The organism is Pseudomonas sp. SWI44, from assembly GCF_002947915.1.
Taxonomy (GTDB): Bacteria; Pseudomonadota; Gammaproteobacteria; order Pseudomonadales; family Pseudomonadaceae; genus Aquipseudomonas; species Aquipseudomonas taiwanensis.
The window spans coordinates 2,941,670-2,964,779 of the sequence record NZ_CP026674.1 but is presented as its reverse complement, the minus strand read 5'-3'; the positions used below and the strand labels follow the sequence as shown (position 1 = coordinate 2,964,779).

Here is a 23,110-nt window from a genome sequence, read left to right as displayed (position 1 = left end):
CCTACTCCAACGGAATGGCCACGCTCAGGCTGGTGCCCTCGCCCCGTTCACTGTCCAGGGTCATGCTGCCACCGAGCATCAGCACCCGCTCGCGCACACCCACCAGACCGAACGAGGTCGGTCGGGCCTGGTCGCGACAAAAGCCCACGCCATCGTCACTGACCGTCATGCGCAACTGCCCTGCTTCGCGCACCAGTTCGATTTCCACGCTGTGCGCCTGGGCATGACGCATGACGTTGGTCAGGGCTTCCTGGAGGATGCGGAACAGCCCGGTGGCTTTGGCATCGCTCAATGCTGGCAGATTATCCGGCACTTGCACCAGGCAAGGTATCTGCGTGCGCGCTTCGAAGCGACGGGCCTGCCACTCGATGGCCGAGGCGATACCGGCATCGAGAATGGGCGGCCGCAAGGCAGTGGCGACATCACGCACCAACTGGAACAACTGGGCAATCAGGCGCTTCATGCTGGCAAGGCGCTCGTTCAGGCCGGGGTCCAGTTCGGCATAGGCCAGTTCGCACATCGACAACTCCAGCTTGAGCACGGTGAGCATCTGCCCCAGTTCGTCGTGCACTTCCCGGGCGATACGCGCCTTTTCTTCCTCACGCACGCTCTCCAGGTGCGCCGACAACTCACGCAGTTGCTCCTGGGACCGCGCCAGGGCCAGTTGGGCCTGCTTGCTCTGGGAAATGTCCCAGACGATGCCGTCCCAGACCACCCGACCACTGGCCAGGCGCCGGGCACTGGCCTTGATGTCAGCCCAACGCTCTTCGCCCTCACGGGTCAGGATGCGCCCTTGCCAGGACCAGTCCTGCCCTGAGGCGATGGCCAGGTCCTGCACCTGATGATAATTCGCCCGGTCTTCTGGATGGACCAGGTTACGCAAGCCCATTTGCGGATGCTGGATCTGCGCGGGCGTATAACCCACCAGCGCCTCGCTGCCCTCGCTGATGTAGGGAAACTCCAGGTCGCCCTCGGCAGGGTCCGGTTCCAGTCGGAACACCAGCCCTGGGACGTTGCCCGCGATACCCTTGAGCCGCGCATCGCTTTCACGCAGCGCCGCCAAGGCGCGATGGCGTTCGGTGACGTCAGCCAGGTACACGACCAAGTACTCGGCATCGCGAAAGCGCAGGAAACTCAGCGACAACTCGACCGGAATCAGGCTGCCGTCGGCATGCAGGCAACGCGTCTCGAACTGCCTGACGCCGCCATCGCCAGCACGCGCCGCCCGCCACAAGTCCAGCCAGCGGTCCATGTTCAGGCTCGGCTCGAAGTCGATCAGCGGACGGTCCAACAACTGTGCCTCGCCATACCCGAGCATGCGCTCGACAGCATGGTTGGCATAGCGGATGTGACTGTCCCAGTTAACCCACAGGATCCCCACCGTGCTTTGGTCGATGGCGAATTGGCTCAGGCGCAGGGCTTCTTCGCGGGTCTGGCGTTGCGCCAGGGTTTCGCGGGTGGCCAGGAGGCTGCGCTCGACCTGGCGCTGCTGGCGACGCTGCCAGGCCAAGGTAGCCAGGGCACACAGCAGCAACAGGCCCAACAGTAATGTCAGGTTCTGCCAGAAGCCGGCCGACTCGCTGAAGCGGGGATACTTGGGCTGCAGCCAGCGCTGGTGCAACTGCTCCAGCTCCTTGGCCGGCATGGCCTGCACGCCGCGTTCGAGCACATCGGCCAGCAGTGGCCAGTCGCGGCGCGAACCGATGCGCAGCAGTTGCGGAAGACCGATATCGCCGACCACCGCCAGCTCGCCGAACTCAGTTTCGCGAGACAGCCGACTGAGCTGGGCTTCATCCACCACTGCATAGCTGGCCTGGCCGCCGACCACCAATTGCAGCGCCTCGCGCTCGTTGGGCACCCCTTGCAGGTTAAGGTTGGTGTAGTTGCCACGCAGATAATCAGCCAGTGCGCTCGGCATGCGTACCGCTACACGCTCATGAGCCCCGAGCTTCTCCAGCTCGACAGCCACTGCGCCGGTACGTGTCCCTACCACCAGTTGCGGCACACGCATGTAGGGGTCGCTGAACAGCCACAAGCGCAGGCTTGCCGGCGTCTGGGTCAGGCCGGGGGCGAAATCCACCTCGCCGGCCTGCAGGGCATGCTCGAGACTGGACTGGTCGGGGAAGTTGCGCCAGGTCAGATCCAGGCGCAGCGCTTGCGCCAACCCGTTCACCAGTTCGACGTTGGCCCCATACAGTTGCTGCAGGCGCCGGTCGAACTGGGCATAGGGCGCCTGCAGCACAATGCCGACCCGCAGACTGCGATGGGCCTCGAGCCATTGCTGCTGGGCCGGTTCCAGTGCCACCGGCGCAGGCGCCTGTGACCCAGCAAAGGCGATCAAGGGCAGCCATAACCAGCCGATAACCAACAGGCGACGCACTCGCTTCATCTACACGCTCGTCTTGGCAAGGGCGGCCATGCAGCATGGCCGTCGCGGGCAAATACTATTAGGCTGCCGGGATCATTCTGGCCTTGGGTTGATTCATGTCCACACTTTATCGCACGACGCTGGCAATGTGCTGCCTGGCCTCGCTTCTACCGTTCGGCGCCATGGCAGCCGACGCCGAACAACCGCAGGCCGCAACCGAAACGCCGGCCACCGCCGCCTCGCGCGCCCCCTTGCTCGAACGCAGCCAGGAAGATGCCCTGGCCCTGGAGCGCCTGGTGCCCAAAGCCGAACAACGCACCTTGCAAGCGGGTGCGGACAGTTTTCTGGCCCTTTGGAAACCGGCTAACGACGGTGACCCACAAGGCGCGGTAATCATCGTACCCGGTGCCGGCGAAACGGCCGACTGGCCCAACGCAGTGGGGCCGTTACGGCGCAAGTTCCCGGATGTCGGCTGGCACAGCCTGAGCATTACCCTGCCAGACCTGCTCGCCGACAGCCCGTTGGCACGGGTCGAAGAAAAGCCGGCCACCCCCGCTGAACAAGCCAAGGGCGAAAGCGCACCGGCCAAGGCCACACCAGACGATGCCAATGCCAACGTCGCCCAGGCCACCGCAGCCGACGCCGACACCGCTGAAAGCACCAATGCCGAAGAGGCCGACCAGCAGGCCGATGTGGCTGACGCCGAGCGCATCTTCGCCCGCCTCGACGCTGCGGTGGCTTATGCACAGCAGCAAAATGCCCGCAGTATCGTACTGATCGGCCATGGCAGCGGGGCATATTGGGCGGCGCGCTACCTGAGTGAAAAACAACCACCCCAGGTGCAGAAGCTTGTAATGGTTACGCCGCAGACACCGGCGCGAGTCGAGCACAGCCTGGACAGCCTGGCACCGAGCCTGAAAGTACCGACCGCCGACCTTTATTACGCTACCCGAGCCGGCGACAGTCGGGCCGCCGCACAGCGTCTGCAGGCGAGCAAGCGGCAGAAGGACAGCCAGTACCGACAGTTGACGCTGACGGCGATTCCGGGCAACCAGGCAGCCGAACAGGAGCAACTGTTCCGACGGGTGCGCGGGTGGATCAGCCCACAGGAGTGATCAGCCCAGGCCATTCTGCCCTATCGCCGGCAAGCCGGCGCGGGGTCTTTGCAGGATTGGGCGTCAAAGCCCGCGGCGCTTGCGAATCAACGCATAGGCCAGGTGCAGCTCGCGAGTTCGCTCGGTCGCTTCACGCACCTGGGCCGGGCTGGCTCCGCTGCCTGCCAGTTTGTCCGGATGATGCCGGCTTACCAACCGACGGTACGCCTGCTTGACCTGCGCGCCTTCGGTGTCGGCCTCGACCCCCAATAGGCGCAGGGCCGCCGCATACGTCATGGCGCCACCCTGGACACTGGATTTACGCGGCTCGTACTCCAGCGACATCGCCTGTACCTGACGCCGGCTAAGCCCCAGCTTCTGGCCCCAGTCCAACAACAAGTCACGCTCGCGCTGACCGGCCTTGCCATCGGCCCAGACCATTCGCCAGCAGGCGCGCAACGTACCTTCCGCCGCATGCGGCTGCTCGCGAATACGGCGCAGGTGCCCCGCTAGCCGGTCTTTGCCGGACTTACCCCGGTTGAACGCAGCGATGGCGCGCAATCTGGCGGGTTCAGCCAAGTCCAAACGCACCATTTCTTGTCGCGCTTGCTGAATGTGCTGCTCCGCCACCCGGCCATCGCTCTTGGCCAGACGCCCAAGCAGAACGAACAACAACTCCTCATCACGCAAGGCCGGGCGGCCACCCAGGCGCTCGCGCATGTCCTCCCAACCTTGCAAACGCAGGCGCCGGTCCATGGCCTGGCCCAGCAAAGCCCCCAGCAAGGCACCGGGAATGCTGGCCACCGCAAACCCGGCCCCAGCCCCTATCACCGTGCTCGGCCACCACATGTCAGGTGCGCTCGAGGATCAGACGCTCGGCCTCGGCAAGGCGCTCGCGGGTGCCCACATCGACCCAATGGCCAGGGTGATGCTCACCACTGACCTTGCCCTGGCCCATGGCCTGGCGCAACAGCGGGGCGAGCTTGAACGCGCCCGGCTCGCAACCGTCGAACAGTGCCGGTGCCAGTACCGAGATGCCGCTGAAGGTCAGCGTTCCGGGCGCGTCGTCGCCATCGACCACCTGCTCGCCTACCAGGCGGAAGTCGCCGCGCCCGTGATGGCCAGGGTTGTCGACCAGCACCAGATGCGCCAGGCCCTGCAGCGGCGCTCGCAAGCGCGCGAAGTCGTAATCGGTCCACACATCGCCGTTGACCAGCAGGAACGGCGCTTCGCCCAACAGCGGCAAGGCCTTGAAGATACCGCCCCCAGTCTCCAACGGCTCGCCCTCGGGCGAATAACGGATACTCAGGCCAAATTGACGGCCATCACCCAAATGGTTTTCGATTTGCTGGCCGAGCCAGGCGTGATTGATCACCACCTCGGTGAAGCCGGCGGTCGCCAGGGCGCGCAGGTGGTACTCGATCAGAGGCTGGCCGGCGACCGGCAACAGGGGCTTTGGCGTATGCAAGGTCAGCGGACGCATCCGCTCACCCTTGCCAGCCGCCAGGATCATTGCCTTCATGCACGCGCTCCGGCTTTCAGTTCGGCGATCAGCTCACCCAGTTCCGCCAATTCGGGCCGGCGACCAATCACTTCCTCTATATAGGCGAAGAAACGCGGAACGTCGGCCAGGTAGCGTGGTTTCCCGTCACGATGGCAAATCCGCGCGAAGATACCGATCACCTTGAGGTGGCGCTGCACGCCCATCAGGTCACTGGCGCGCTGGAACGCCTCGAACGAATCCTGCACCGCAATACCCGCGGCCCGCGCTTTCTGCCAGTAGTCGCGCAGCCAGCCCTCTACCCGGGCCTGCGGCCAGCTGAGGAAGGCATCCTTGAACAGACAGGTGATGTCATAGGTCACCGGACCGTAGACCGCGTCCTGGAAATCCAGCACACCAGGGTTCGGCTCGCTCTGCATCAGGTTGCGTGGCATGAAGTCGCGGTGCACCAGCACCTTTGGCTGGGCCAGGGCACTGTCGATCAGCATCTGGCTGACGCGCTTCCAGGTAGCTTGTTGGGTTTCATTGAAGGCAAGCCCCAGCTCACGCCCCACGTACCACTGCGGGAACAGTTCGACTTCACGGCGCAGCAAGGCATCGTCATAGCTCGGCAGCGGTGCATCCATTGGTAGGCGCTGGAAGGCCAGCAACGCGTCGATGGCGTCGTGGAACAAGCTGTCGGCGTTATCGGCGTCGATGACGTCCAGGTACGTCTGACGGCCCAGATCGCCCAGCAGCAGGAAGCCACGCTCCAGGTCTTCGGCGTGAATCACCGGCACATGGACATTGGCGCTGGCCAGCAAGTGGTCGATGGCAACGAAGGGCCGGCAATTTTCCTGCGGCGGTGGCGCATCCATGATCACGAAGCTCTGGCCCGCGCCCTGCCAGCGGAAGTAGCGGCGGAAGCTGGCGTCGCTGCTGGCGGCGGTCAGGCTGCCCTCAGCGGCGTTGATATGGAAAAGTTGTTCGAGCTGCTCGGCGAGCCAGACAGTCAGTTGTTGCAGGCGTACATCGTGATCAGGCATTACAAGGGTCTCCGACGGCCCTAGCCGTCAAGCGGGTCATGCTTTATTATCCAGCATCTTTTTCAGACCATCGAGAGGCGTGCGGCCCCACACGCGGGCAGATGGCACGCAGGAAGCCCGGACTAATAAGATGGCATTGAAATCCCCCGCGTTTCGTAGAAAGTTTCCGTTGCTGGTGACCGGCGGTCTGCTGGCCCTGCAACCTCTGGCCACGTCGTACGTGGTGGCAGCCGAGCAGTTTGACTGCCAAGTGTCCGCCTCCGGTGGTTGGGACTGCAAGCCCAAAACCCCTGTCAGCAACCTTCCGCCGCGCCCGGTGCACGAAGGTGCTGCCGTCAGTTCCGGTACCGAGGCCGAAGCCGCCGATGCCGGCGACAAGCCTGTGCTGGTCACCGAGAGCAAGGGCCGCGGCCTGAAGTCGCGTAGCGAAGACTACAGTCACCTGGACTGGGTTCCGCGCGAAAAGCTCACCGCAGCCCAGCTGGCCGAAACCGGCCCGTATTGCGGTGGCGCCTATATCGAACCGACCCGTCCTGGCATGGCCGACACCACGCCCAAGGACGAGTCGCCGACCTACATCAACGCCAAGGTCTCCAAGTACCAGCAGGAGCAGCAGATCGCGACGCTCGCCGGTGATGTGGTCATGCGCCAGGGCAGCATGCAGGTCGAAGCCGACGAAGCCAACCTGTATCAGGCCGAGAACCGTGGCGAGCTCAAGGGCAACGTCAAGATTCGCGACAATGGCTCGTTGGTGGTTGGCGACGAAGCCCAGATCCAGCTCGACACCGGCGAGGCCCAGGTCGATAACGCCGAATACGTGATGCACAAGTCGCATATCCGCGGCAACGCCCTGTACGCCAAGCGTGGCGAAAACGCCATCATCCGCCTCAAGGATGGTACGTACACCACGTGCGAACCGGGCAGCAATGCCTGGCAGCTGAAGGGCAACAACATCACCCTGAACCCGGCCACCGGCTTCGGTACCGCGACCAACGTCACCCTGCGGGTCAAGGATTTCCCGGTGTTCTACACACCGTACATCTACTTCCCGATCGACGACCGTCGCCAGTCCGGCTTCCTGCCGCCGTCGTTCAGCTCGACCAGTGACAGCGGCTTCACGCTGGTCACGCCGTACTACTTCAACCTGGCCCCGAACTACGACGCCACGTTGTACCCACGCTACATGACCAAGCGTGGCCTGCTGATGGAAGGTGAGTTCCGCTACCTGACCAAGTCCAGCGAAGGCCAGTTCGGCGGTGCGTACCTGAACGACAAGAACGACGATCGCAAGGACCAGACTGATTACAAGGATCAGCGCTGGATGATCAACTGGCAGCACAAAGGTGGCCTGGACGAGCGCCTGATGACTGAGGTTGATTACACCGACATCAGCGATCCGTTCTACTTCCAGGACCTGGAAACCGACCAGATCGGTGTTGAAAGCCGTGACGTGGTGAACCAGCAGGGGGCACTGACCTACCGTGGCGACACCTACCGCGCGCGCCTGAATGTGCATGCCTACGAGATGGCGACCATCTCCCGGATCACGCCGTATGATCGTCTGCCGCAGATCACCTTCGACGGCAAGTTGCCGTACAACCCGGGTGGCCTGGATTTCACTTACAAGACCGAGGCGGTTCGCTTCGATCGTGATCTGAAAACCGGTCCGGTGTTCAATGAAGATGGCGTGCTCGATACCACTGCTGGCGCAGATGGCCGCAGGCTCGACGAGAACATCTTCGGCCTGGCTCGTGCCAACGGCACCCGTCTGAACCTGGCGCCTGCCGTCAGCTTGCCGATGGAAGCCAGCTATGGCTTCTTCAAGCCGACGCTGAAGTACGTCTACACCCATTACGACCTGGACCTGGACAGCAAGGGCAAGACCGACCTGGCCAACGCCAGCGCCACTACTCGTGACCTGCGCGGCGACTTCTCCAGCAGCCAGGAACGTAGCGTTCCGGTATTCAGTGTCGACAGCGGCCTGTACTTCGACCGCGACACCCAGTACTTCAGCAAGAACTACCGCCAGACCCTCGAACCGCGTCTGTTCTACCTCTACGTGCCGTATGAGGACCAGAAAGACATCCCGGTCTTCGACACCAGCGAAACCTACTTCAACTACAGCTCGCTGTTCCGCGACAACCGCTTCAGCGGTGGCGACCGCATCGGCGACGAGAACAAGCTGTCGTTGGGCGTGACCTCGCGCTGGATCGAAGAAAACGGCTTCGAGCGCCAGCGCGTCAGCGTCGGCCAGGCCCTGTACTTCCAGGACCGCAAGGTGCAGATGCCAGGCATCGACTGGCGTACCCGTTCGGACTCGCAGACCGATGTCTCGCCGTACGCACTTGAGTACATGTTCGCCTTCAACCGCGATTGGCGCCTGAACGCCGACTACAACTGGGACCCGGACACCCACAGCCCTCGCTCGGGTAGCGCGGTGTTCCACTACCAGCCGGAAGACAACCCGAACAAGATCGTCAACCTGGGCTATCGCTACCGCAACGACCTGGTCCGCTATGACCAGCTGACCGGTACCTGGCAGGTCGGCGGTGGCGACTACGGCACTCCGGGCAGCCCGAACTACATCAAGGACTACTACAAGATCGAGCAGCATGACTTCTCCGTCATTTGGCCGATCGTCCCGCAGTGGAGCGTCATCGCTCGCTGGCAGCACGACTACAACCGCAACCGCACCCTGGAAGCCATGGGCGGTTTCGAGTATGACAACTGCTGCTGGAAGCTGCGCCTGATCAACCGTTACTGGATCGACTACGACGACTTCAGCCAGGCCGTTCCGGACAACGAAAAAGGCGACCATGGCATCTTCCTGCAAATCGTGCTGAAAGGCCTCGGTGGCGTGGTAGGCAACAAGGTCGAGTCGTTCCTCGATGAAGGCATTCAAGGTTACCGTACACGTGAAGACCAAGCTTATTGATCGTCTGCGCCCGCTGCTGGTGGGCGCTGCACTGCTGAGCAGCGCGGTTCACGCCGCGGTGCAACCTCTGGACCGTGTGGTGGCCATCGTCGACAACGACGTGGTCATGCAAAGCCAACTGGACCAACGTGTCCACGAAGTCCAACAAACCATCGCTAAGCGCGGCGGCGGCGTGCCGCCGACCGGCGCCCTGGAGCAGCAGGTACTGGAACGCCTGATCGTCGAGAACCTGCAACTGCAGATCGGCGAACGTTCCGGCATCCGCATCACCGATGAAGAACTGAACCAGGCCATCGGCACCATTGCCCAGCGCAACGGCATGTCCCTGGACCAGTTCCGCGCCGCCCTGGCCCACGACGGCCTGTCGTTCGATGACGCCCGCGAGCAGGTCAAGCGCGAGATGATCATCAGCCGTGTGCGCCAGCGCCGTGTGGCCGAGCGCATCCAGGTGTCCGAGCAGGAAGTGAAGAACTTCCTTGCCTCGGACCTGGGCAAGATGCAGATGTCGGAAGAGTATCGCCTGGCCAACATCCTCATCCCGACCCCGGAAGGCGCCAATTCGCAAGACATCCAGAACGCTGCCCGCAAGGTTGGCGACGTGTACCAGCAACTGCGCCAAGGCGCGGACTTCGGCCAGATGGCGATTGCCAACTCAGCCAGCGAAAACGCCCTGGAAGGCGGCGAGATGGGCTGGCGTAAAGCGGGCCAACTGCCGCCGGAATTCGCCAAGCTGCTGAGCACCATGTCCACTGGCGACATCACCCAGCCACTTCGCATTCCCAGCGGCTTCATCATCATCAAGCTCGAAGAGAAGCGCGGTGGTAGCGAGAACGTGCTGCGTGACGAAGTCCACGTGCGCCATATCCTGATCAAGCCGAGCGAAATCCGCAGCGAAGCGGCGACCGAACAACTGGCGGAGCGCCTCTACGAGCGCATCAAGAATGGCGAAGACTTTGGCGAGCTGGCCAAGAGCTTCTCGGAAGATCCGGGTTCGGCGCTCAACGGCGGCGACCTCAACTGGGTCGACCCGAACAGCCTGGTTCCCGAGTTCCGCGAGCAGATGGCCAACGCCCAGCAAGGCGTAGTGACCAAGCCGTTCAAGACCCAGTATGGCTGGCACGTTCTGGAAGTGCTGGGCCGTCGCGCCACCGACAGCACCGAGCAAGCTCGCGAAATGCAGGCGATGAACGTTCTGCGTAACCGCAAGTACGACGAAGAGCTGCAGACCTGGCTACGCCAGATCCGCGACGAAGCCTACGTTGAAATCAAGCTGCCTGGCGCCGACCAGGCCACCCAGTGAAGCCGCTGCGCTTCGCCGTCACCCCCGGTGAACCAGCCGGCATAGGCCCGGACCTGTGCCTGCTGCTCGCCGCCGACGCCCAGCCCCATCCCCTGATTGCCATCACCAGCCGTGACCTGCTCGCCGAGCGGGCCACGCAGCTGGGGTTGGCGGTCGATCTGCTGCCGGTTGCGCCGGGCCAGTGGCCCGACCAGCCCGCACCTGCCGGTAGCCTGTACGTATGGGATACCCCCCTGGCAGCGCCCGTGATACCAGGCCAGCTCGACAAGGCCAATGCCGCCTTCGTCCTGCAAACCCTGACGCGCGCTGGCCAAGGCTGCCTCGACGGGCATTTTGCCGGGATGATTACAGCCCCCGTGCACAAGGGTGTGATCAACGAAAGCGGTATCGCCTTTTCCGGCCATACCGAGTTTCTCGCCGAACTGACGCATACCGCCCAAGTGGTGATGATGCTGGCCACACACGGGCTGCGCGTGGCCCTGGTGACCACGCACCTGCCACTTCGCGATATCGCCGATGCCGTCACCGCCGAGCGCGTGGAGCGGGTCATCCGCATTCTCCACGCTGACATGCGCGACAAGTTCGGCATCGCCCAGCCACGCATCCTGGTATGCGGGCTCAACCCCCATGCGGGTGAAGGCGGCCATCTGGGCCGCGAAGAAATCGACATCATCGAACCAACCCTGGCACGCCTGCGCACCGAAGGCATGGACCTGCGTGGCCCGCTGCCAGCCGATACCCTGTTTACCCCCAAATATCTGGAGCACTGCGACGCGGTGCTGGCGATGTACCACGACCAAGGCTTGCCCGTACTCAAGTACAAAGGCTTCGGCGCCGCGGTCAACGTGACGCTGGGCCTGCCGATCATCCGCACCTCGGTCGATCACGGCACCGCCCTGGACCTCGCCGGTACCGGCAAGGTCGACACCGGCAGCCTGCGGGTCGCGCTGGAAACCGCCTACCAGATGGCCGAGAACCGACCATGAACGAGCACTACCAACACCGCGCGCGCAAGCGCTTCGGCCAGAACTTCCTGCACGACGCCGGCATCATCGACCGCATCCTGCGCGCCATCAACGCCAAGGCGGGTGAACACCTGCTGGAAATCGGCCCGGGCCAAGGCGCACTCACCGAGGGCCTTTTGGGCAGCGGCGCACAACTGGATGTGGTCGAACTGGACAAGGACCTGGTGCCGATCCTGCAGCACAAGTTCGCCGGTCGCGATAATTTCCGCCTGCACCAGGGCGATGCCCTGAAGTTCGACTTCAATCAGCTGGGCGTACCGCCCCGCAGCCTTAAGGTAGTCGGCAACCTGCCCTACAACATCTCAACCCCGCTGATCTTCCACTTGCTCAGCCATGCCGGGCTGATTCGCGACATGCACTTCATGCTGCAGAAAGAAGTGGTCGAGCGCATGGCCGCTGGCCCCGGCGGTGGCGATTGGGGCCGTCTGTCGATCATGGTGCAGTACCACTGCCGCGTGGAGCACCTGTTCAATGTCGGCCCGGGCGCGTTCAACCCGCCACCGAAGGTGGATTCGGCCATCGTCCGCCTGGTCCCCCATGAAGTGCTGCCGCACCCGGCCAAGGATGCGCAACTGCTCGAAAGCGTGGTGCGCGAAGCCTTCAACCAGCGCCGCAAGACCCTACGCAACACCCTCAAAGGCCTGCTCGACAGCGCGGCCATCGAAGCTGCGGGTGTGGACGGCAGCCTGCGCCCTGAACAACTGGACCTGGCGGCCTTCGTGCGCCTGGCTGACCAGTTGGCGGATCAGCAAGCCTGATATCGCTTGTACCTCCCCTATCGCCGGCAAGCCGGCGATAGGGGCGGCCCTGACAACACCGATCCCCGAGCCCTTCTACCGCTGGCCCTCCCCCCGCTCAATGGCCTAGACTGCATTATTGCGTCAGTTCTCCCAAGGCCTTTGCATGTCCGATCCCCGCTACAAGATCGACGTCAGCGTCGTGACCCGTTATCTCAAAGACCAATCCGACCCCGAAAACAGTCGCTTTGCCTTCGCCTATACCATCACCGTGCAGAACAACGGCCTGGTCAAAGCCAAGCTGATGTCTCGTCACTGGCTGATCACCAACGGTGACGGCGAGGTAGAGGAGGTTCGCGGCGCAGGCGTGGTTGGTCAGCAACCGACCATCGAACCCGGCCAGAGCCATACCTACAGCAGCGGCGCGGTGATCAGCACCCGTGTCGGCACCATGCAGGGCAGCTACCAGATGTTCGCCGAAGACGGCAAGCGCTTCGACGCCCAGATCGCCCCCTTCCGTCTGGCGGTGCCAGGGGCGCTGCACTGATGGCCACCTACGCTGTCGGTGACCTGCAAGGCTGCCTGCAACCGCTCAAGTGCCTGCTGCAACGGGTGAACTTCAACCCAGACGTCGATCGCCTGTGGCTAGTCGGCGACCTGGTAAACCGTGGGCCGGAATCACTGGAAACCCTGCGTTTTCTCTACTCGATCCGCCACGCGCTGGTCTGCGTGCTGGGCAATCACGACTTGCACCTGCTCGCTGTCTGGCACAACGTCGAGCGCCTGAAGAAAAGCGACACCCTGCGTGAAATCATCGAAGCACCAGACGCCGACCAACTGTTCGACTGGTTGCGTCGGCAAAAGCTGCTGCATTACGACGAGCCACGCGGCATCGCTCTGGTCCACGCAGGCATTCCCCCCCAATGGACACTCGGCAAGGCCCTTGAACTGGCGGGCGAAGTCGAGGAAGTGTTGCGTGACGATGAGCGCCTGAAGCTGTACCTCGATGGCATGTATGGCAACGAACCGAACAAGTGGAGCAAGAGCCTGGCCGGCGTCGAGCGCCTGCGCGTCATCACCAACTACCTGACGCGGATGCGCTTCTGCACCGCCGATGGCAAGCTCGACCTCAAGAGCAAGGAAGGCCTTGGCACGGCGCCAAAGGGCTACAAGCCCTGGTACGCGCACAAGGACCGCCGCTCACGCCACGTGAAGATCATCTTCGGCCACTGGGCAGCCCTGGAAGGACGTGTCGACGAACCCGGCGTGATTGCCCTGGACACCGGTTGCGTGTGGGGCGGCGCCATGACCCTGTACAACCTCGACAGTGGCGAATACCACCGCTGCGACTGCGCCGACGACGGCACCGTACGCCAAGCGGCACAACCCACTAGAATGAACGACCAACCCTGAAGGAAACCGTACCCATGAGCGAATTCAAGCGCATCCCCCCAGAGCAGGCCTTGGAGCTTCGCAAAAAGGAAGGTGCGGTCGTCGTCGACATTCGCGACCCACAAGCCTTTGCCGCAGGCCACATCACCGGCGCCAAGCATCTGGACAACCATTCGGTCGCTGACTTCATCCGCAACGCCGACCTGGACGCCCCGACCCTGGTGGTCTGTTACCACGGCAACTCCAGCCAGAGCGCTGCCGCCTATCTGGTAGGCCAGGGCTTCTCGGACGTCTACAGCGTCGATGGCGGCTTTGAGCTGTGGCGCGCCACCTACCCGGCCGAGACTGCCCAAGGCTCCGCCGAATAATTTTTTCATTTTTGCTGCAGCCCGCGCCCCATGCGGGCTTGCGCCTTTTCTGACGAACGGTCGAAAGCAACTTCTCGGCCCCGCGCCCTTGACCTTGCGTATTACCAACTATCCTTAAGCGCAGGCCATCCAAAAAAGGGGAGAGCCGGTACACCGGCGTGCGGGTCATCGGTAGCGTTACAAGGTGTTCTGGGGGGTATACAGCAATCGGCCCAGCCGCTTGCATGCCAGCATCAGCTGACTGATCCGGCGTCGTCTCCACGTATCGAGCGAGGTGACGTCATGAGCATTTTTAGCCACTTCCAACAACGTTTCGAGTCAACACGCCAGGAAGAACTCTCGCTACAGGAGTACCTCGAGCTGTGCAAAGAGGATCGTAGCGCCTACGCTTCGGCGGCCGAACGGCTGTTGCTGGCCATCGGTGAGCCCGAGCTGATCGACACCTCAACCAACTCCAGACTGTCGCGGATCTTCTCAAACAAGGTAATTCGCCGCTATCCAGCCTTTGCCGACTTCCATGGGATGGAAGAGTGCATCGACCAGATCGTGTCGTATTTCCGCCATGCCGCTCAGGGCCTGGAAGAGAAGAAACAGATCCTCTACCTGCTGGGTCCGGTGGGCGGCGGCAAGTCGTCGCTGGCCGAAAAACTCAAGCAGTTGATGGAGAAAGTGCCGTTCTACGCCATCAAGGGCTCGCCGGTCTTCGAGTCACCCCTGGGCTTGTTCAATCCCGCCGAGGACGGCGCCATTCTCGAAGAGGAATACGGCATTCCGCGCCGCTACCTGAACAGCATCATGTCGCCTTGGGCTACCAAGCGCCTGCAGGAATTCGGCGGCGACATCAGCAAGTTCAAGGTGGTCAAGCTGTACCCGTCGATCCTCAACCAGATCGCCATCGCCAAGACCGAGCCGGGTGACGAGAACAACCAGGATATCTCCGCACTGGTGGGCAAGGTGGATATCCGTAAGCTTGAGGAATTCCCGCAGAACGACGCCGATGCCTATAGCTACTCGGGCGCGCTGTGCCGGGCCAACCAGGGCCTGATGGAATTCGTCGAGATGTTCAAGGCGCCGATCAAGGTCCTGCACCCGCTGCTGACTGCCACCCAGGAAGGTAACTACAACAGCACCGAAGGCCTCGGCGCGATCCCCTACTCCGGGATTCTGCTGGCCCACTCCAACGAATCGGAATGGCACACCTTCCGCAACAACAAGAACAACGAAGCGTTCATCGACCGTATCTACATCGTCAAGGTGCCGTACTGCCTGCGCGTCAGCGACGAGATCAAGATCTACGACAAGCTGTTGGTCAACAGCTCGCTGGCCAAGGCCCACTGCGCGCCGGATACGCTCAAGATGCTCGCCCAGTTCACGGTGCTCTCGCGACTCAAGGAGCCGGAAAACTCCAACATCTACTCCAAGATGCGCGTCTATGACGGCGAAAATCTCAAGGACACCGACCCGAAAGCCAAGTCTATTCAGGAGTACCGCGATGCCGCGGGCGTCGATGAGGGCATGAACGGCCTGTCGACCCGCTTCGCCTTCAAGATCCTGTCCAAGGTGTTCAACTTCGACCCCCATGAAGTGGCCGCCAACCCGGTGCACTTGCTGTATGTGCTGGAACAGCAGATCGAACAGGAACAGTTCCCGGCCGAAGTGCGCGAACGCTACCTGCGCTACCTGAAGGAATACCTGGCGCCGCGCTACATCGAATTCATCGGCAAGGAAATCCAGACCGCCTACCTGGAGTCCTACAGCGAATACGGCCAGAACATCTTCGACCGCTACGTGCTGTACGCCGACTTCTGGATTCAGGACCAGGAATACCGCGACCCGGAAACTGGCGAGATCCTCAACCGTATCGCCCTCAACGAGGAACTGGAGAAAATCGAGAAGCCGGCCGGCATCAGCAATCCGAAGGATTTCCGCAACGAAATCGTCAATTTCGTGTTGCGCGCCCGGGCCAACAACAATGGCAAGAACCCGAGCTGGCTGAGCTACGAGAAGCTGCGGGTGGTCATCGAGAAGAAAATGTTCTCCAACACCGAGGATCTGTTGCCCGTCATCAGCTTCAACGCCAAGGCCAGCAAGGAGGACCAACAGAAACACAACGACTTCGTCACCCGAATGGTGGAACGTGGTTACACCGACAAGCAGGTGCGCTTGCTGTCGGAATGGTATCTGCGGGTCAGGAAATCGCAATAAAGCGGCAAGCTACACGCCGCGCGCCCTTGGCTGCCCAGTCAGCCTCGGGCGGCGGCGGCTGCTTTTACGTGCAGCTCGTAGCTTGAAGCGTGCAGCTGTTCCCAGCTACCGGAGGGACCATGAGCTACGTTATCGACCGACGCCTGAACGGCAAGAACAAGAGCACGGTCAACCGCCAGCGCTTCTTGCGGCGTTACCGTGAACACATCAAGAAAGCCGTCGAAGAGGCCGTGAGCCGCCGCTCCATCATGGACATGGAACATGGCGAGCAGATCAGCATTCCGGGACGGGACATCGACGAGCCGGTGCTGCACCACGGTCGTGGCGGCAAGCAGACCATCGTGCACCCAGGCAACAAGGAATTCACTGCCGGCGAACACATACCACGGCCCCAGGGTGGCGGCGGTGGTGGCGGTCGCGGCAAGGCTGGCAACTCTGGCGAGGGCATGGACGACTTCGTCTTCCAGATCACCCAAGAGGAATTCCTCGAATTCATGTTCGAGGACCTGGAGCTGCCCAACCTGGTCAAGCGTCACCTGACGGGCGCCGACACCTTCAAGACCGTACGTGCGGGTATCGCCAACGAGGGCAACCCCTCGCGCATCAACATCGTGCGCACCCTGCGCTCGGCCCACGCCCGCCGCATCGCCCTGACCGGCAGCAGCCGCGCCCTGCTGCGCGAAGCCCAGGCGGAACTGGCACGGCTGAAAGTCGAAGAGCCTGACAATTTCACCGATATCCAGGAAACCGAAGCCGAGATCGAACGCCTCAAGGCACGCATCAACCGCCTGCCGTTCCTCGATACCTTCGACCTCAAGTACAACCTGCTGGTCAAGCAACCCAACCCCAGCTCCAAGGCCGTGATGTTCTGCCTGATGGACGTCTCCGGCTCGATGACCCAGGCCACCAAGGACATCGCCAAGCGCTTCTTCATCCTGCTGTACCTGTTCCTGAAGCGGAACTACGACCGCATCGAGGTGGTGTTCATCCGTCACCACACCAGTGCCCGCGAAGTCGACGAGGAAGAATTCTTCTACTCTCGGGAAACCGGCGGCACCATCGTCTCCAGCGCGCTCAAGTTGATGCAGGAGATCATGGCCGAACGCTATCCGGCCAGCGACTGGAACATCTATGCCGCCCAGGCCTCCGACGGAGACAACTGGAACGACGACTCGCCGATCTGCCGCGAGATTCTCTCCAAGCAGATCATGCCGCACGTGCAGTACTACACTTACGTCGAAATCACCCCGCGTGAGCATCAGGCGTTGTGGTACGAGTACGAGCGAATCGGCGAGGCCTTCCCCGACACATTCGCCCAGCAGCAGTTGGTTTCGGCCGGCGATATCTACCCGGTCTTCCGTGAACTCTTCCAGCGCAGGTTAGCCACATGACCGCCAGAGCACAGAGACGCCAACCCATTTCCACCGGGTCCGAGTGGACGTTCGAGCTGATCCAGACCTACGATCGGGAAATCAGCCGGCTGGCCGAGCGTTACGCCCTGGACACCTATCCCAACCAGATCGAGGTGATCACCGCCGAGCAGATGATGGACGCCTACGCGTCCGTCGGCATGCCGCTGGGTTATCACCACTGGAGCTACGGCAAGCAGTTCCTCAGCACTGAGAAGTCTTATAGCCGCGGCCAGATGGGCCTGGCCTACGAGATCGTGATCAACTCGGATCCCTGCATCGCCTACCTCATGGAAGAGAACACCATGTGCATGCAGGCCTTGGTGATCGCCCACGCCTGCTATGGTCACAACAGTTTCTTCAAGGGCAACTACCTGTTCCGCACCTGGACCGACGCCAGCTCGATCATCGATTACCTGGTATTCGCCAAGCAGTACATCGCCCAGTGCGAAGAGCGCCATGGCATCGATGCGGTCGAAGACCTGATCGACTCTTGCCACGCCCTGATGAACTACGGTGTCGACCGCTATAAACGCCCCTACCCCATCTCCGCCGAAGAGGAGCGTCGGCGGCAGAAAGAGCGCGAAGAGCACCTGCAACGGCAGATCAACGACCTCTGGCGCACCATTCCCAAGAGCGCAGAGAAAGGCAATGAGCGCGATGATGCGCGCTTCCCCGCCGAACCTCAGGAAAATATTCTCTATTTCATCGAGAAGAACGCGCCACTGCTCGAGCCCTGGCAGCGCGAAGTGGTGCGCATCGTGCGCAAGATAGCCCAGTACTTCTACCCGCAACGCCAGACCCAAGTGATGAACGAAGGCTGGGCGACGTTCTGGCACTACACGCTGATGAACGACCTGTACGACGAAGGCCTGATCACCGAAGGCTTCATGATGGAGTTTCTGCAGTCGCACACCAGCGTGGTGTTCCAGCCCGGCTTCGACAGCCCGTACTACAGTGGCATCAACCCTTACGCACTGGGCTTTGCGATGTATACCGACATCCGGCGCATGTGCGAGAACCCGACCGAGGAAGATCGCCGCTGGTTCCCAGACATCGCTGGCAGCGACTGGTTGTCGACCATCAAGTTCGCCATGAGTAGCTTCAAGGACGAGAGCTTCATCCTACAGTACCTGTCGCCCAAGGTGATCCGCGACCTCAAGCTGTTCAGCATCCTCGATGACGACCAGCGCGACGACCTGCTGGTGCCTGCTATCCATGACGAAGCGGGCTACCGGATCATCCGTGAGCAACTGGCCGCCCAGTACAACCTGGGCAACCGCGAGCCCAACGTGCAGATCTGGAGCATCGACCGCCGTGGCGATCGCTCACTGACCCTGCGCCACCAGCAACACAACCGCAAGCCACTGGGCGACTCCACCGATGAAGTGCTCAAGCACCTGCACCGGCTGTGGGGCTTCGATATCCACCTGGAAACCGTGCAAGGCGACCAGGTCATGAAAACCCACCACATGCCGCCACGCGGCGAGCACAGTGACAGCGGCGATTATGGCCGCATGGACCTGGCCGTGGTTCATCACCTTTAAGCTCGACGCACCGCCATAACTGCCAACAGGGTATCCTGTGGGCAGTTATGGAGGCTGCACATGCAAATTTACAAAGTCGGTGGCGCGGTGCGTGATCGTCTGCTCGGGCGCGCGGTCAGCGATATCGACTGGCTGGTGGTGGGCGCGACGGTCGAGGAAATGCAGGCCAAGGGTTTTCGCCCGGTCGGCGCGGATTTTCCGGTGTTCCTGCACCCGCAGACGGGCGAGGAATACGCGCTGGCACGCACCGAGCGCAAGAGTGGACGCGGCTATGGCGGCTTCACCTTTCATGCCAGTCCAGAGGTCACGCTCGAAGAGGACCTCATACGCCGTGACTTGACCATCAATGCAATGGCGGAGGATGACCAGGGCAACGTACTGGATCCCTACCACGGCCAGGAAGACCTTGAACACCGCCTTTTACGCCATGTTTCCCCCGCGTTCGCCGAAGATCCTTTGCGTGTGCTGCGCGTCGCCCGCTTCGCCGCACGGTATGCGCCATTGGGCTTCCAGGTAGCTGACGATACCCTTGAGTTGATGCGCCAGATCGCCGCGTCCGGCGAACTGCAAGCGTTGACTGCCGAGCGCAGCTGGAAAGAGATCGAGCGAGCATTGATGGAGGAACAGCCACAGGTGTTCATCCAGGTGCTGAACGACTGCTCGGCACTTCAGGAGTTGATGCCCGAGCTCCACTGTGACGCGGATTCGCTGGCAGCGCTGGTACAGGCAGCCAAGCATCGACAACCTCTGCACGTGCGTTGGGCGTGCCTGTTGGATAGGGTGCAGCCGGCAGCCATCAAGGCACTCAACCAGCGATTCAAAGCCCCGCGTGAATGCCAGGAACTGGCCGTGTTGACCGGTAAGTTTTCCGGTCGTGCCGATGCAGGAATGGCGCTTGAGCCTTCAGGCTTGCTGGAGATGCTGCAGAAATTCGACGTCTATCGGCGGCCACAGCGCTTCGAGGACTTCATAGTCACGTGCGAAATGAGGGCGCTTGGGCGCGGGGAGCAAACGTATCCACAGGCCGAGTACCTGCGTGGAGCGGCGGCAACGGCCAGGGCAGTTAATGTGAAGCCGTTGGTGGACGCAGGCCTGGCCGGACAGGCGCTGGGAGAGGCCCTCAAGAACGAGCGACTGAAAGCGATCGAGGCGTACAAACGCCGCTGACCACGCGGCCCGCCCGCTCCAGGCGCGGCCTCGTGTCGCGCCTACGACGATCGCGAAAAAGCTCAAGCCGGGGTCAACTGCACACCCCGCCACTCGAACGCCACCGGTGCCAGCACCTGGTCGATGTTCGCCTCCTCCCACAACTGCGCCATGCGCTTTCCAGCCCCTGGGTGCACCAGCTCAGGCGCTAGCAACGACAGTGGCCACAGCACGAACGCGTTCTTCAGAATTTCCGCCCTGGGCAGCACCAGCCCATCGAAGGTACCGTACAGATCGTCATACATCAGCACATCGATATCCAGCGGCAAGCCCTTGCGATCCGGTGCGTAACGGCCGTTGTCCGCCTCAATGAACTTGAGCCGGCGATCCAGCTCCATCAGCGGAAGATCTGTCTTGCCGGTGACCACGAAATTGATGAAGGGGCCACTCTTGATCCCCACGGCCTGGCTCTCGAACGCCGGAGAACAACGCATGTCCTTGAGGATGCCAGCCAAGGCGTCGAGCCCAGCGCACAGGTGCGCCTGGCGGTCGATATTGCTACCCAGGCCCAGGTAAACCGTGCTCAGAGACATCCGCGCTCGATCTCCACGCCAACACCGCCACGGGCTGCCGGGACAGCTCCTGGCTTGGTCAGTTTCAGGCGTACCCAAGGAATGTGGAACTCTTCCATCAACGCTGCCACCAAGCGCTCGGCAAAGGTTTCCACCAGCTCGAAGCGCGCCTGCTCGGCGAAAGCCTGGATGCGTGCCGATACGCTGGCATAGTCCAGCGCCAGGCTCAGATCGTCACCGGCCGCCGCTGGGCGGTTGTCCCAGGCGAAACTCAGGTCAAGGCGCAGGCACTGGCGAATATCCCGCTCCCAGTCATAGGCACCGATGACGGTATCGACTTCCAGGCCTTCGATGAACACTCTGTCCAAGCACTTCTCTCCACAGCACGACAAGGGCGACTGGCGCCGTTAGAATCAGGGCGTCCTCGCCCGGAATAGTTAGCATGTTTTGGTTATTGGCGCTGCTCGCCTACCTGCTCGGCTCGCTGTCCTTCGCCATCGTCCTCAGCCGCCTTTCAGGCAGCCCGGACCCGCGTTCCAGCGGTTCAGGCAATGCCGGCGCCACCAACATGCTACGCCTGGCAGGCCGTAAACTGGCGATCCTGACCCTGCTTGGCGACCTGTGCAAGGGACTTTTGCCCGTCTTGCTGGCCCGTCTCGCTGGCCTGGACCTGCAGGAGCAGGGCTGGGTCGGCGTCTGCGCGGTGCTCGGCCACCTGTTCCCACTGTACTTCAACTTCAAGGGTGGCAAAGGTGTCGCCACCGCGGCCGGCATGCTCATGGGCCTGTACTTTCCTGCCGCATTGCTGGCCATCGGCGCCTGGCTGCTGACCTTCTACCTGACTCGAACCAGCTCGCTGGCCGCGCTCATCGCCACTCCACTTACCCTACCGCTGCTGGCCTGGCGCGAGCCCGAAGCGCTGCTGCCGATCAGCGTCCTGACCGTGCTGATCGTCTGGCGCCACCGTAACAACCTGCGGGATTTGTTCGCCGGGCGCGAAAGGCATTTCTAACGCACCCATCGACCTTCACACCGGCGGCAACTGCTCCATCGGCCAGCGCGCCTGCACGCTGATCGCCAGGTCCTGCTGCTGCCCGGCCAGCAAGCGCTGACAACCGGCGTAGGCGATCATGGCGCCGTTGTCGGTACAGAACCGCGGGCGGGCGTAGTAAACATTGCCTTTGATACCGGCCAGCATCTCTTCCAGCGACGCCCGCAGCGCCTTGTTGGCACTCACGCCACCGGCGATGACCAAGCGCTTGAGCCCGGTCTGCTTGAGGGCTCGCTTGCATTTGATGGTCAGAGTCTCCACCACCGCCTGCTGGAACGCCAGGGACACGTCGCAACGGGTTTGCTCACTGTCGTCACCAGCATCGCGGCATTGCTGCCAGGTGTTGAGCGCGAAGGTCTTGAGGCCGCTGAAGCTAAACTGCAGGCCTGGGCGATCGGTCATCGGTCGCGGGAATACGAAACGCCCGGGCACGCCGTGTTCGGCCAGACGGGCAATTTCCGGCCCACCCGGATAGTTGAGGCCGATCAGCTTGGCGGTCTTGTCGAACGCCTCGCCGGCCGCATCGTCCAGGCTCTCGCCCAACAGTTCGTAACGCCCGATGCCATCGACGCGCACCAGCTGAGTGTGCCCGCCGGACACCAACAAGGCGACGAACGGAAACTCAGGAGGCTGCTCCTCGAGCATGGGTGCGAGCAAGTGGCCTTCCATATGATGAACGCCGATCGCTGGAATATCCCAGGCGAACGCCAGGGCCTGGGCGCACGAGGCACCCACCAGCAGCGCCCCGACCAGGCCAGGGCCTGCGGTATAGGCAATGGCGTCGATCTCGGTGGCCACGCAGCCGGCCTCGTCCAGCACCTGGCGGATGAGCGGCAGCATGCGCTTGACGTGGTCACGCGAAGCAAGCTCCGGCACCACCCCGCCAAACACGCGGTGCAGGTCGATCTGACTGAACAGCGCGTCGGCCAACAAACCGCGCTCGCTGTCGTATAATGCGACGCCGGTTTCGTCGCAGGATGTTTCCAATCCCAGTACTAGCATGGGTTCGTCCCTTGTGGGGGCTGAATTCGAAGCCGCGCATGATAGTCCCCGTGCCGGGTGCCGACCAGCGGTTTTCGATCAGAGGCTTTGCATTCCGGCCAGCTAAGGGTTAACATCCGCAACCCTTGAAAACCGACGTTCTCCAGCACACCTTTTGTTTTGCCAGGAGCACGTCTACCCCGGTAATGAATTAAGGTAGCCCTGGATGCCAGCCGTCAAAGTTAAAGAGAACGAACCCTTCGACGTAGCTCTGCGTCGTTTCAAGCGCTCCTGCGAAAAAGCCGGTGTACTGGCTGAAGTTCGTAGCCGCGAGTTTTACGAGAAGCCGACCGCCGAGCGTAAGCGCAAAGCAGCTGCTGCTGTTAAGCGTCACGCCAAGAAAGTTCAGCGCGAACAGCGCCGCGCCGTTCGTCTGTACTAATACAGACGTTCT

At 62.2% G+C, this 23,110-nt stretch carries 21 protein-coding genes; 14 read left to right on the top strand and 7 right to left on the bottom strand.

Features of this window, described 5'->3' with window-relative positions; genetic code table 11:
* Position 1 precedes the first annotated feature (1 nt).
* Complete coding sequence (locus tag C4Q26_RS13905) at positions 2 to 2,389, bottom strand: PAS domain S-box protein (protein WP_104883189.1); 2,388 nt, start codon at positions 2,387 to 2,389, stop codon at positions 2 to 4.
* Between the two features lie 95 nt (positions 2,390 to 2,484).
* On the opposite strand from C4Q26_RS13905, the gene C4Q26_RS13900 reads away from it, so the two are divergent.
* Positions 2,485 to 3,483 carry an alpha/beta hydrolase family protein gene (locus tag C4Q26_RS13900; RefSeq protein WP_023382668.1) on the top strand — a complete coding sequence of 333 codons (999 nt, stop codon included), beginning with the start codon at positions 2,485 to 2,487 and terminating at the stop codon, positions 3,481 to 3,483.
* Between the two features lie 63 nt (positions 3,484 to 3,546).
* Here the strand turns inward: C4Q26_RS13900 and C4Q26_RS13895 are convergent, their stop codons facing one another.
* From C4Q26_RS13895 to C4Q26_RS13885, 3 genes are read right to left on the bottom strand one after another with little or no spacing between them, the layout of a single operon-like run.
* Positions 3,547 to 4,311, bottom strand: a complete 765-nt coding sequence (locus tag C4Q26_RS13895; RefSeq protein ID WP_023382669.1) for a TerB family tellurite resistance protein — start codon at positions 4,309 to 4,311, stop codon at positions 3,547 to 3,549.
* 1 nt (position 4,312) lies between these two features.
* Entirely contained in the window at positions 4,313 to 4,984 is a 672-nt protein-coding gene (gene murU, locus C4Q26_RS13890; RefSeq protein WP_027907301.1) for an N-acetylmuramate alpha-1-phosphate uridylyltransferase MurU, read from the bottom strand.
* Positions 4,981 to 5,988, bottom strand: coding sequence for an aminoglycoside phosphotransferase family protein (locus C4Q26_RS13885; protein ID WP_104883188.1), 1,008 nt, complete (start codon positions 5,986 to 5,988; stop codon positions 4,981 to 4,983). Before C4Q26_RS13885 ends, murU begins: the two co-directional genes overlap by 4 nt.
* A gap of 130 nt (positions 5,989 to 6,118) precedes the next feature.
* On the opposite strand from C4Q26_RS13885, the gene C4Q26_RS13880 reads away from it, so the two are divergent.
* The 11 genes from C4Q26_RS13880 to C4Q26_RS13830 all read left to right on the top strand — a co-directional run bounded on the left by C4Q26_RS13880 (position 6,119) and on the right by C4Q26_RS13830 (position 20,073).
* Complete coding sequence (locus C4Q26_RS13880; RefSeq protein WP_023382672.1) at positions 6,119 to 8,923, top strand: LPS-assembly protein LptD; 2,805 nt, start codon at positions 6,119 to 6,121, stop codon at positions 8,921 to 8,923.
* Positions 8,904 to 10,223, top strand: coding sequence for a peptidylprolyl isomerase SurA (surA, locus tag C4Q26_RS13875; protein WP_023382673.1), 1,320 nt, complete (start codon positions 8,904 to 8,906; stop codon positions 10,221 to 10,223). Before C4Q26_RS13880 ends, surA begins: the two co-directional genes overlap by 20 nt.
* Positions 10,220 to 11,209 carry a 4-hydroxythreonine-4-phosphate dehydrogenase PdxA gene (pdxA, locus tag C4Q26_RS13870; protein ID WP_104883187.1) on the top strand — a complete coding sequence of 330 codons (990 nt, stop codon included), beginning with the start codon at positions 10,220 to 10,222 and terminating at the stop codon, positions 11,207 to 11,209. Before surA ends, pdxA begins: the two co-directional genes overlap by 4 nt.
* A complete protein-coding gene (rsmA, locus tag C4Q26_RS13865; RefSeq protein WP_104883186.1) occupies positions 11,206 to 12,006 on the top strand; it encodes a 16S rRNA (adenine(1518)-N(6)/adenine(1519)-N(6))-dimethyltransferase RsmA in 801 nt (266 codons plus the stop codon). Before pdxA ends, rsmA begins: the two co-directional genes overlap by 4 nt.
* Before the next feature lie 145 nt (positions 12,007 to 12,151).
* Complete coding sequence (gene apaG, locus C4Q26_RS13860) at positions 12,152 to 12,532, top strand: Co2+/Mg2+ efflux protein ApaG (protein ID WP_023382676.1); 381 nt, start codon at positions 12,152 to 12,154, stop codon at positions 12,530 to 12,532.
* Positions 12,532 to 13,398, top strand: a complete 867-nt coding sequence (locus C4Q26_RS13855; RefSeq protein ID WP_027907303.1) for a symmetrical bis(5'-nucleosyl)-tetraphosphatase — start codon at positions 12,532 to 12,534, stop codon at positions 13,396 to 13,398. The genes apaG and C4Q26_RS13855 overlap by 1 nt, the downstream gene beginning before the upstream one ends.
* A gap of 14 nt (positions 13,399 to 13,412) precedes the next feature.
* Positions 13,413 to 13,745: a thiosulfate sulfurtransferase GlpE gene (gene glpE, locus C4Q26_RS13850; protein ID WP_023382678.1), complete on the top strand. Its 333-nt coding sequence runs from the start codon at positions 13,413 to 13,415 to the stop codon at positions 13,743 to 13,745.
* Positions 13,746 to 14,027: 282 nt separating this feature from the next.
* A complete protein-coding gene (locus tag C4Q26_RS13845; RefSeq protein WP_023382679.1) occupies positions 14,028 to 15,950 on the top strand; it encodes a PrkA family serine protein kinase in 1,923 nt (640 codons plus the stop codon).
* A 119-nt stretch (positions 15,951 to 16,069) separates the two neighbouring features.
* A complete protein-coding gene (locus C4Q26_RS13840; RefSeq protein ID WP_023382680.1) occupies positions 16,070 to 17,341 on the top strand; it encodes a YeaH/YhbH family protein in 1,272 nt (423 codons plus the stop codon).
* Positions 17,338 to 18,906 carry a SpoVR family protein gene (locus C4Q26_RS13835; protein ID WP_023382681.1) on the top strand — a complete coding sequence of 523 codons (1,569 nt, stop codon included), beginning with the start codon at positions 17,338 to 17,340 and terminating at the stop codon, positions 18,904 to 18,906. Before C4Q26_RS13840 ends, C4Q26_RS13835 begins: the two co-directional genes overlap by 4 nt.
* A gap of 60 nt (positions 18,907 to 18,966) precedes the next feature.
* Positions 18,967 to 20,073, top strand: a complete 1,107-nt coding sequence (locus C4Q26_RS13830) for a multifunctional CCA tRNA nucleotidyl transferase/2'3'-cyclic phosphodiesterase/2'nucleotidase/phosphatase (RefSeq protein WP_104883185.1) — start codon at positions 18,967 to 18,969, stop codon at positions 20,071 to 20,073.
* 62 nt (positions 20,074 to 20,135) lie between these two features.
* Here the strand turns inward: C4Q26_RS13830 and folK are convergent, their stop codons facing one another.
* Together folK and folB are read right to left on the bottom strand one after the other, a co-directional pair.
* Positions 20,136 to 20,645 carry a 2-amino-4-hydroxy-6-hydroxymethyldihydropteridine diphosphokinase gene (gene folK / locus C4Q26_RS13825; protein WP_023382683.1) on the bottom strand — a complete coding sequence of 170 codons (510 nt, stop codon included), beginning with the start codon at positions 20,643 to 20,645 and terminating at the stop codon, positions 20,136 to 20,138.
* Entirely contained in the window at positions 20,636 to 20,992 is a 357-nt protein-coding gene (folB, locus tag C4Q26_RS13820; protein ID WP_027907305.1) for a dihydroneopterin aldolase, read from the bottom strand. The genes folK and folB overlap by 10 nt, the downstream gene beginning before the upstream one ends.
* A gap of 74 nt (positions 20,993 to 21,066) precedes the next feature.
* Between folB and plsY the strand changes: the two genes are divergently transcribed.
* On the top strand, positions 21,067 to 21,636 hold the full coding sequence (gene plsY, locus C4Q26_RS13815; RefSeq protein WP_023382685.1) for a glycerol-3-phosphate 1-O-acyltransferase PlsY: 570 nt from the start codon (positions 21,067 to 21,069) through the stop codon (positions 21,634 to 21,636).
* Positions 21,637 to 21,651: 15 nt separating this feature from the next.
* Here the strand turns inward: plsY and tsaD are convergent, their stop codons facing one another.
* Positions 21,652 to 22,677, bottom strand: coding sequence for a tRNA (adenosine(37)-N6)-threonylcarbamoyltransferase complex transferase subunit TsaD (gene tsaD / locus C4Q26_RS13810; RefSeq protein WP_023382686.1), 1,026 nt, complete (start codon positions 22,675 to 22,677; stop codon positions 21,652 to 21,654).
* Positions 22,678 to 22,882: 205 nt separating this feature from the next.
* Between tsaD and rpsU the strand changes: the two genes are divergently transcribed.
* Positions 22,883 to 23,098, top strand: a complete 216-nt coding sequence (rpsU, locus tag C4Q26_RS13805; RefSeq protein ID WP_003255575.1) for a 30S ribosomal protein S21 — start codon at positions 22,883 to 22,885, stop codon at positions 23,096 to 23,098.
* Positions 23,099 to 23,110: the final 12 nt, after the last annotated feature.

Coding starts and splice junctions, on each gene's coding strand:
- rsmA (WP_104883186.1), top strand. CDS start 11,206: ATGAACGAGCACTACCAACACCGCGCGCGCAAGCGCTTCGGCCAGAAC.
- apaG (WP_023382676.1), top strand. CDS start 12,152: ATGTCCGATCCCCGCTACAAGATCGACGTCAGCGTCGTGACCCGTTAT.
- C4Q26_RS13840 (WP_023382680.1), top strand. CDS start 16,070: ATGAGCTACGTTATCGACCGACGCCTGAACGGCAAGAACAAGAGCACG.
- C4Q26_RS13835 (WP_023382681.1), top strand. CDS start 17,338: ATGACCGCCAGAGCACAGAGACGCCAACCCATTTCCACCGGGTCCGAG.
- C4Q26_RS13845 (WP_023382679.1), top strand. CDS start 14,028: ATGAGCATTTTTAGCCACTTCCAACAACGTTTCGAGTCAACACGCCAG.
- tsaD (WP_023382686.1), bottom strand. CDS start 22,677: ATGCTAGTACTGGGATTGGAAACATCCTGCGACGAAACCGGCGTCGCA.
- C4Q26_RS13830 (WP_104883185.1), top strand. CDS start 18,967: ATGCAAATTTACAAAGTCGGTGGCGCGGTGCGTGATCGTCTGCTCGGG.
- folK (WP_023382683.1), bottom strand. CDS start 20,645: ATGTCTCTGAGCACGGTTTACCTGGGCCTGGGTAGCAATATCGACCGC.
- plsY (WP_023382685.1), top strand. CDS start 21,067: ATGTTTTGGTTATTGGCGCTGCTCGCCTACCTGCTCGGCTCGCTGTCC.
- C4Q26_RS13880 (WP_023382672.1), top strand. CDS start 6,119: ATGGCATTGAAATCCCCCGCGTTTCGTAGAAAGTTTCCGTTGCTGGTG.
- C4Q26_RS13900 (WP_023382668.1), top strand. CDS start 2,485: ATGTCCACACTTTATCGCACGACGCTGGCAATGTGCTGCCTGGCCTCG.
- glpE (WP_023382678.1), top strand. CDS start 13,413: ATGAGCGAATTCAAGCGCATCCCCCCAGAGCAGGCCTTGGAGCTTCGC.
- murU (WP_027907301.1), bottom strand. CDS start 4,984: ATGAAGGCAATGATCCTGGCGGCTGGCAAGGGTGAGCGGATGCGTCCG.
- rpsU (WP_003255575.1), top strand. CDS start 22,883: ATGCCAGCCGTCAAAGTTAAAGAGAACGAACCCTTCGACGTAGCTCTG.
- C4Q26_RS13905 (WP_104883189.1), bottom strand. CDS start 2,389: ATGAAGCGAGTGCGTCGCCTGTTGGTTATCGGCTGGTTATGGCTGCCC.
- C4Q26_RS13855 (WP_027907303.1), top strand. CDS start 12,532: ATGGCCACCTACGCTGTCGGTGACCTGCAAGGCTGCCTGCAACCGCTC.
- C4Q26_RS13895 (WP_023382669.1), bottom strand. CDS start 4,311: ATGTGGTGGCCGAGCACGGTGATAGGGGCTGGGGCCGGGTTTGCGGTG.
- C4Q26_RS13885 (WP_104883188.1), bottom strand. CDS start 5,988: ATGCCTGATCACGATGTACGCCTGCAACAACTGACTGTCTGGCTCGCC.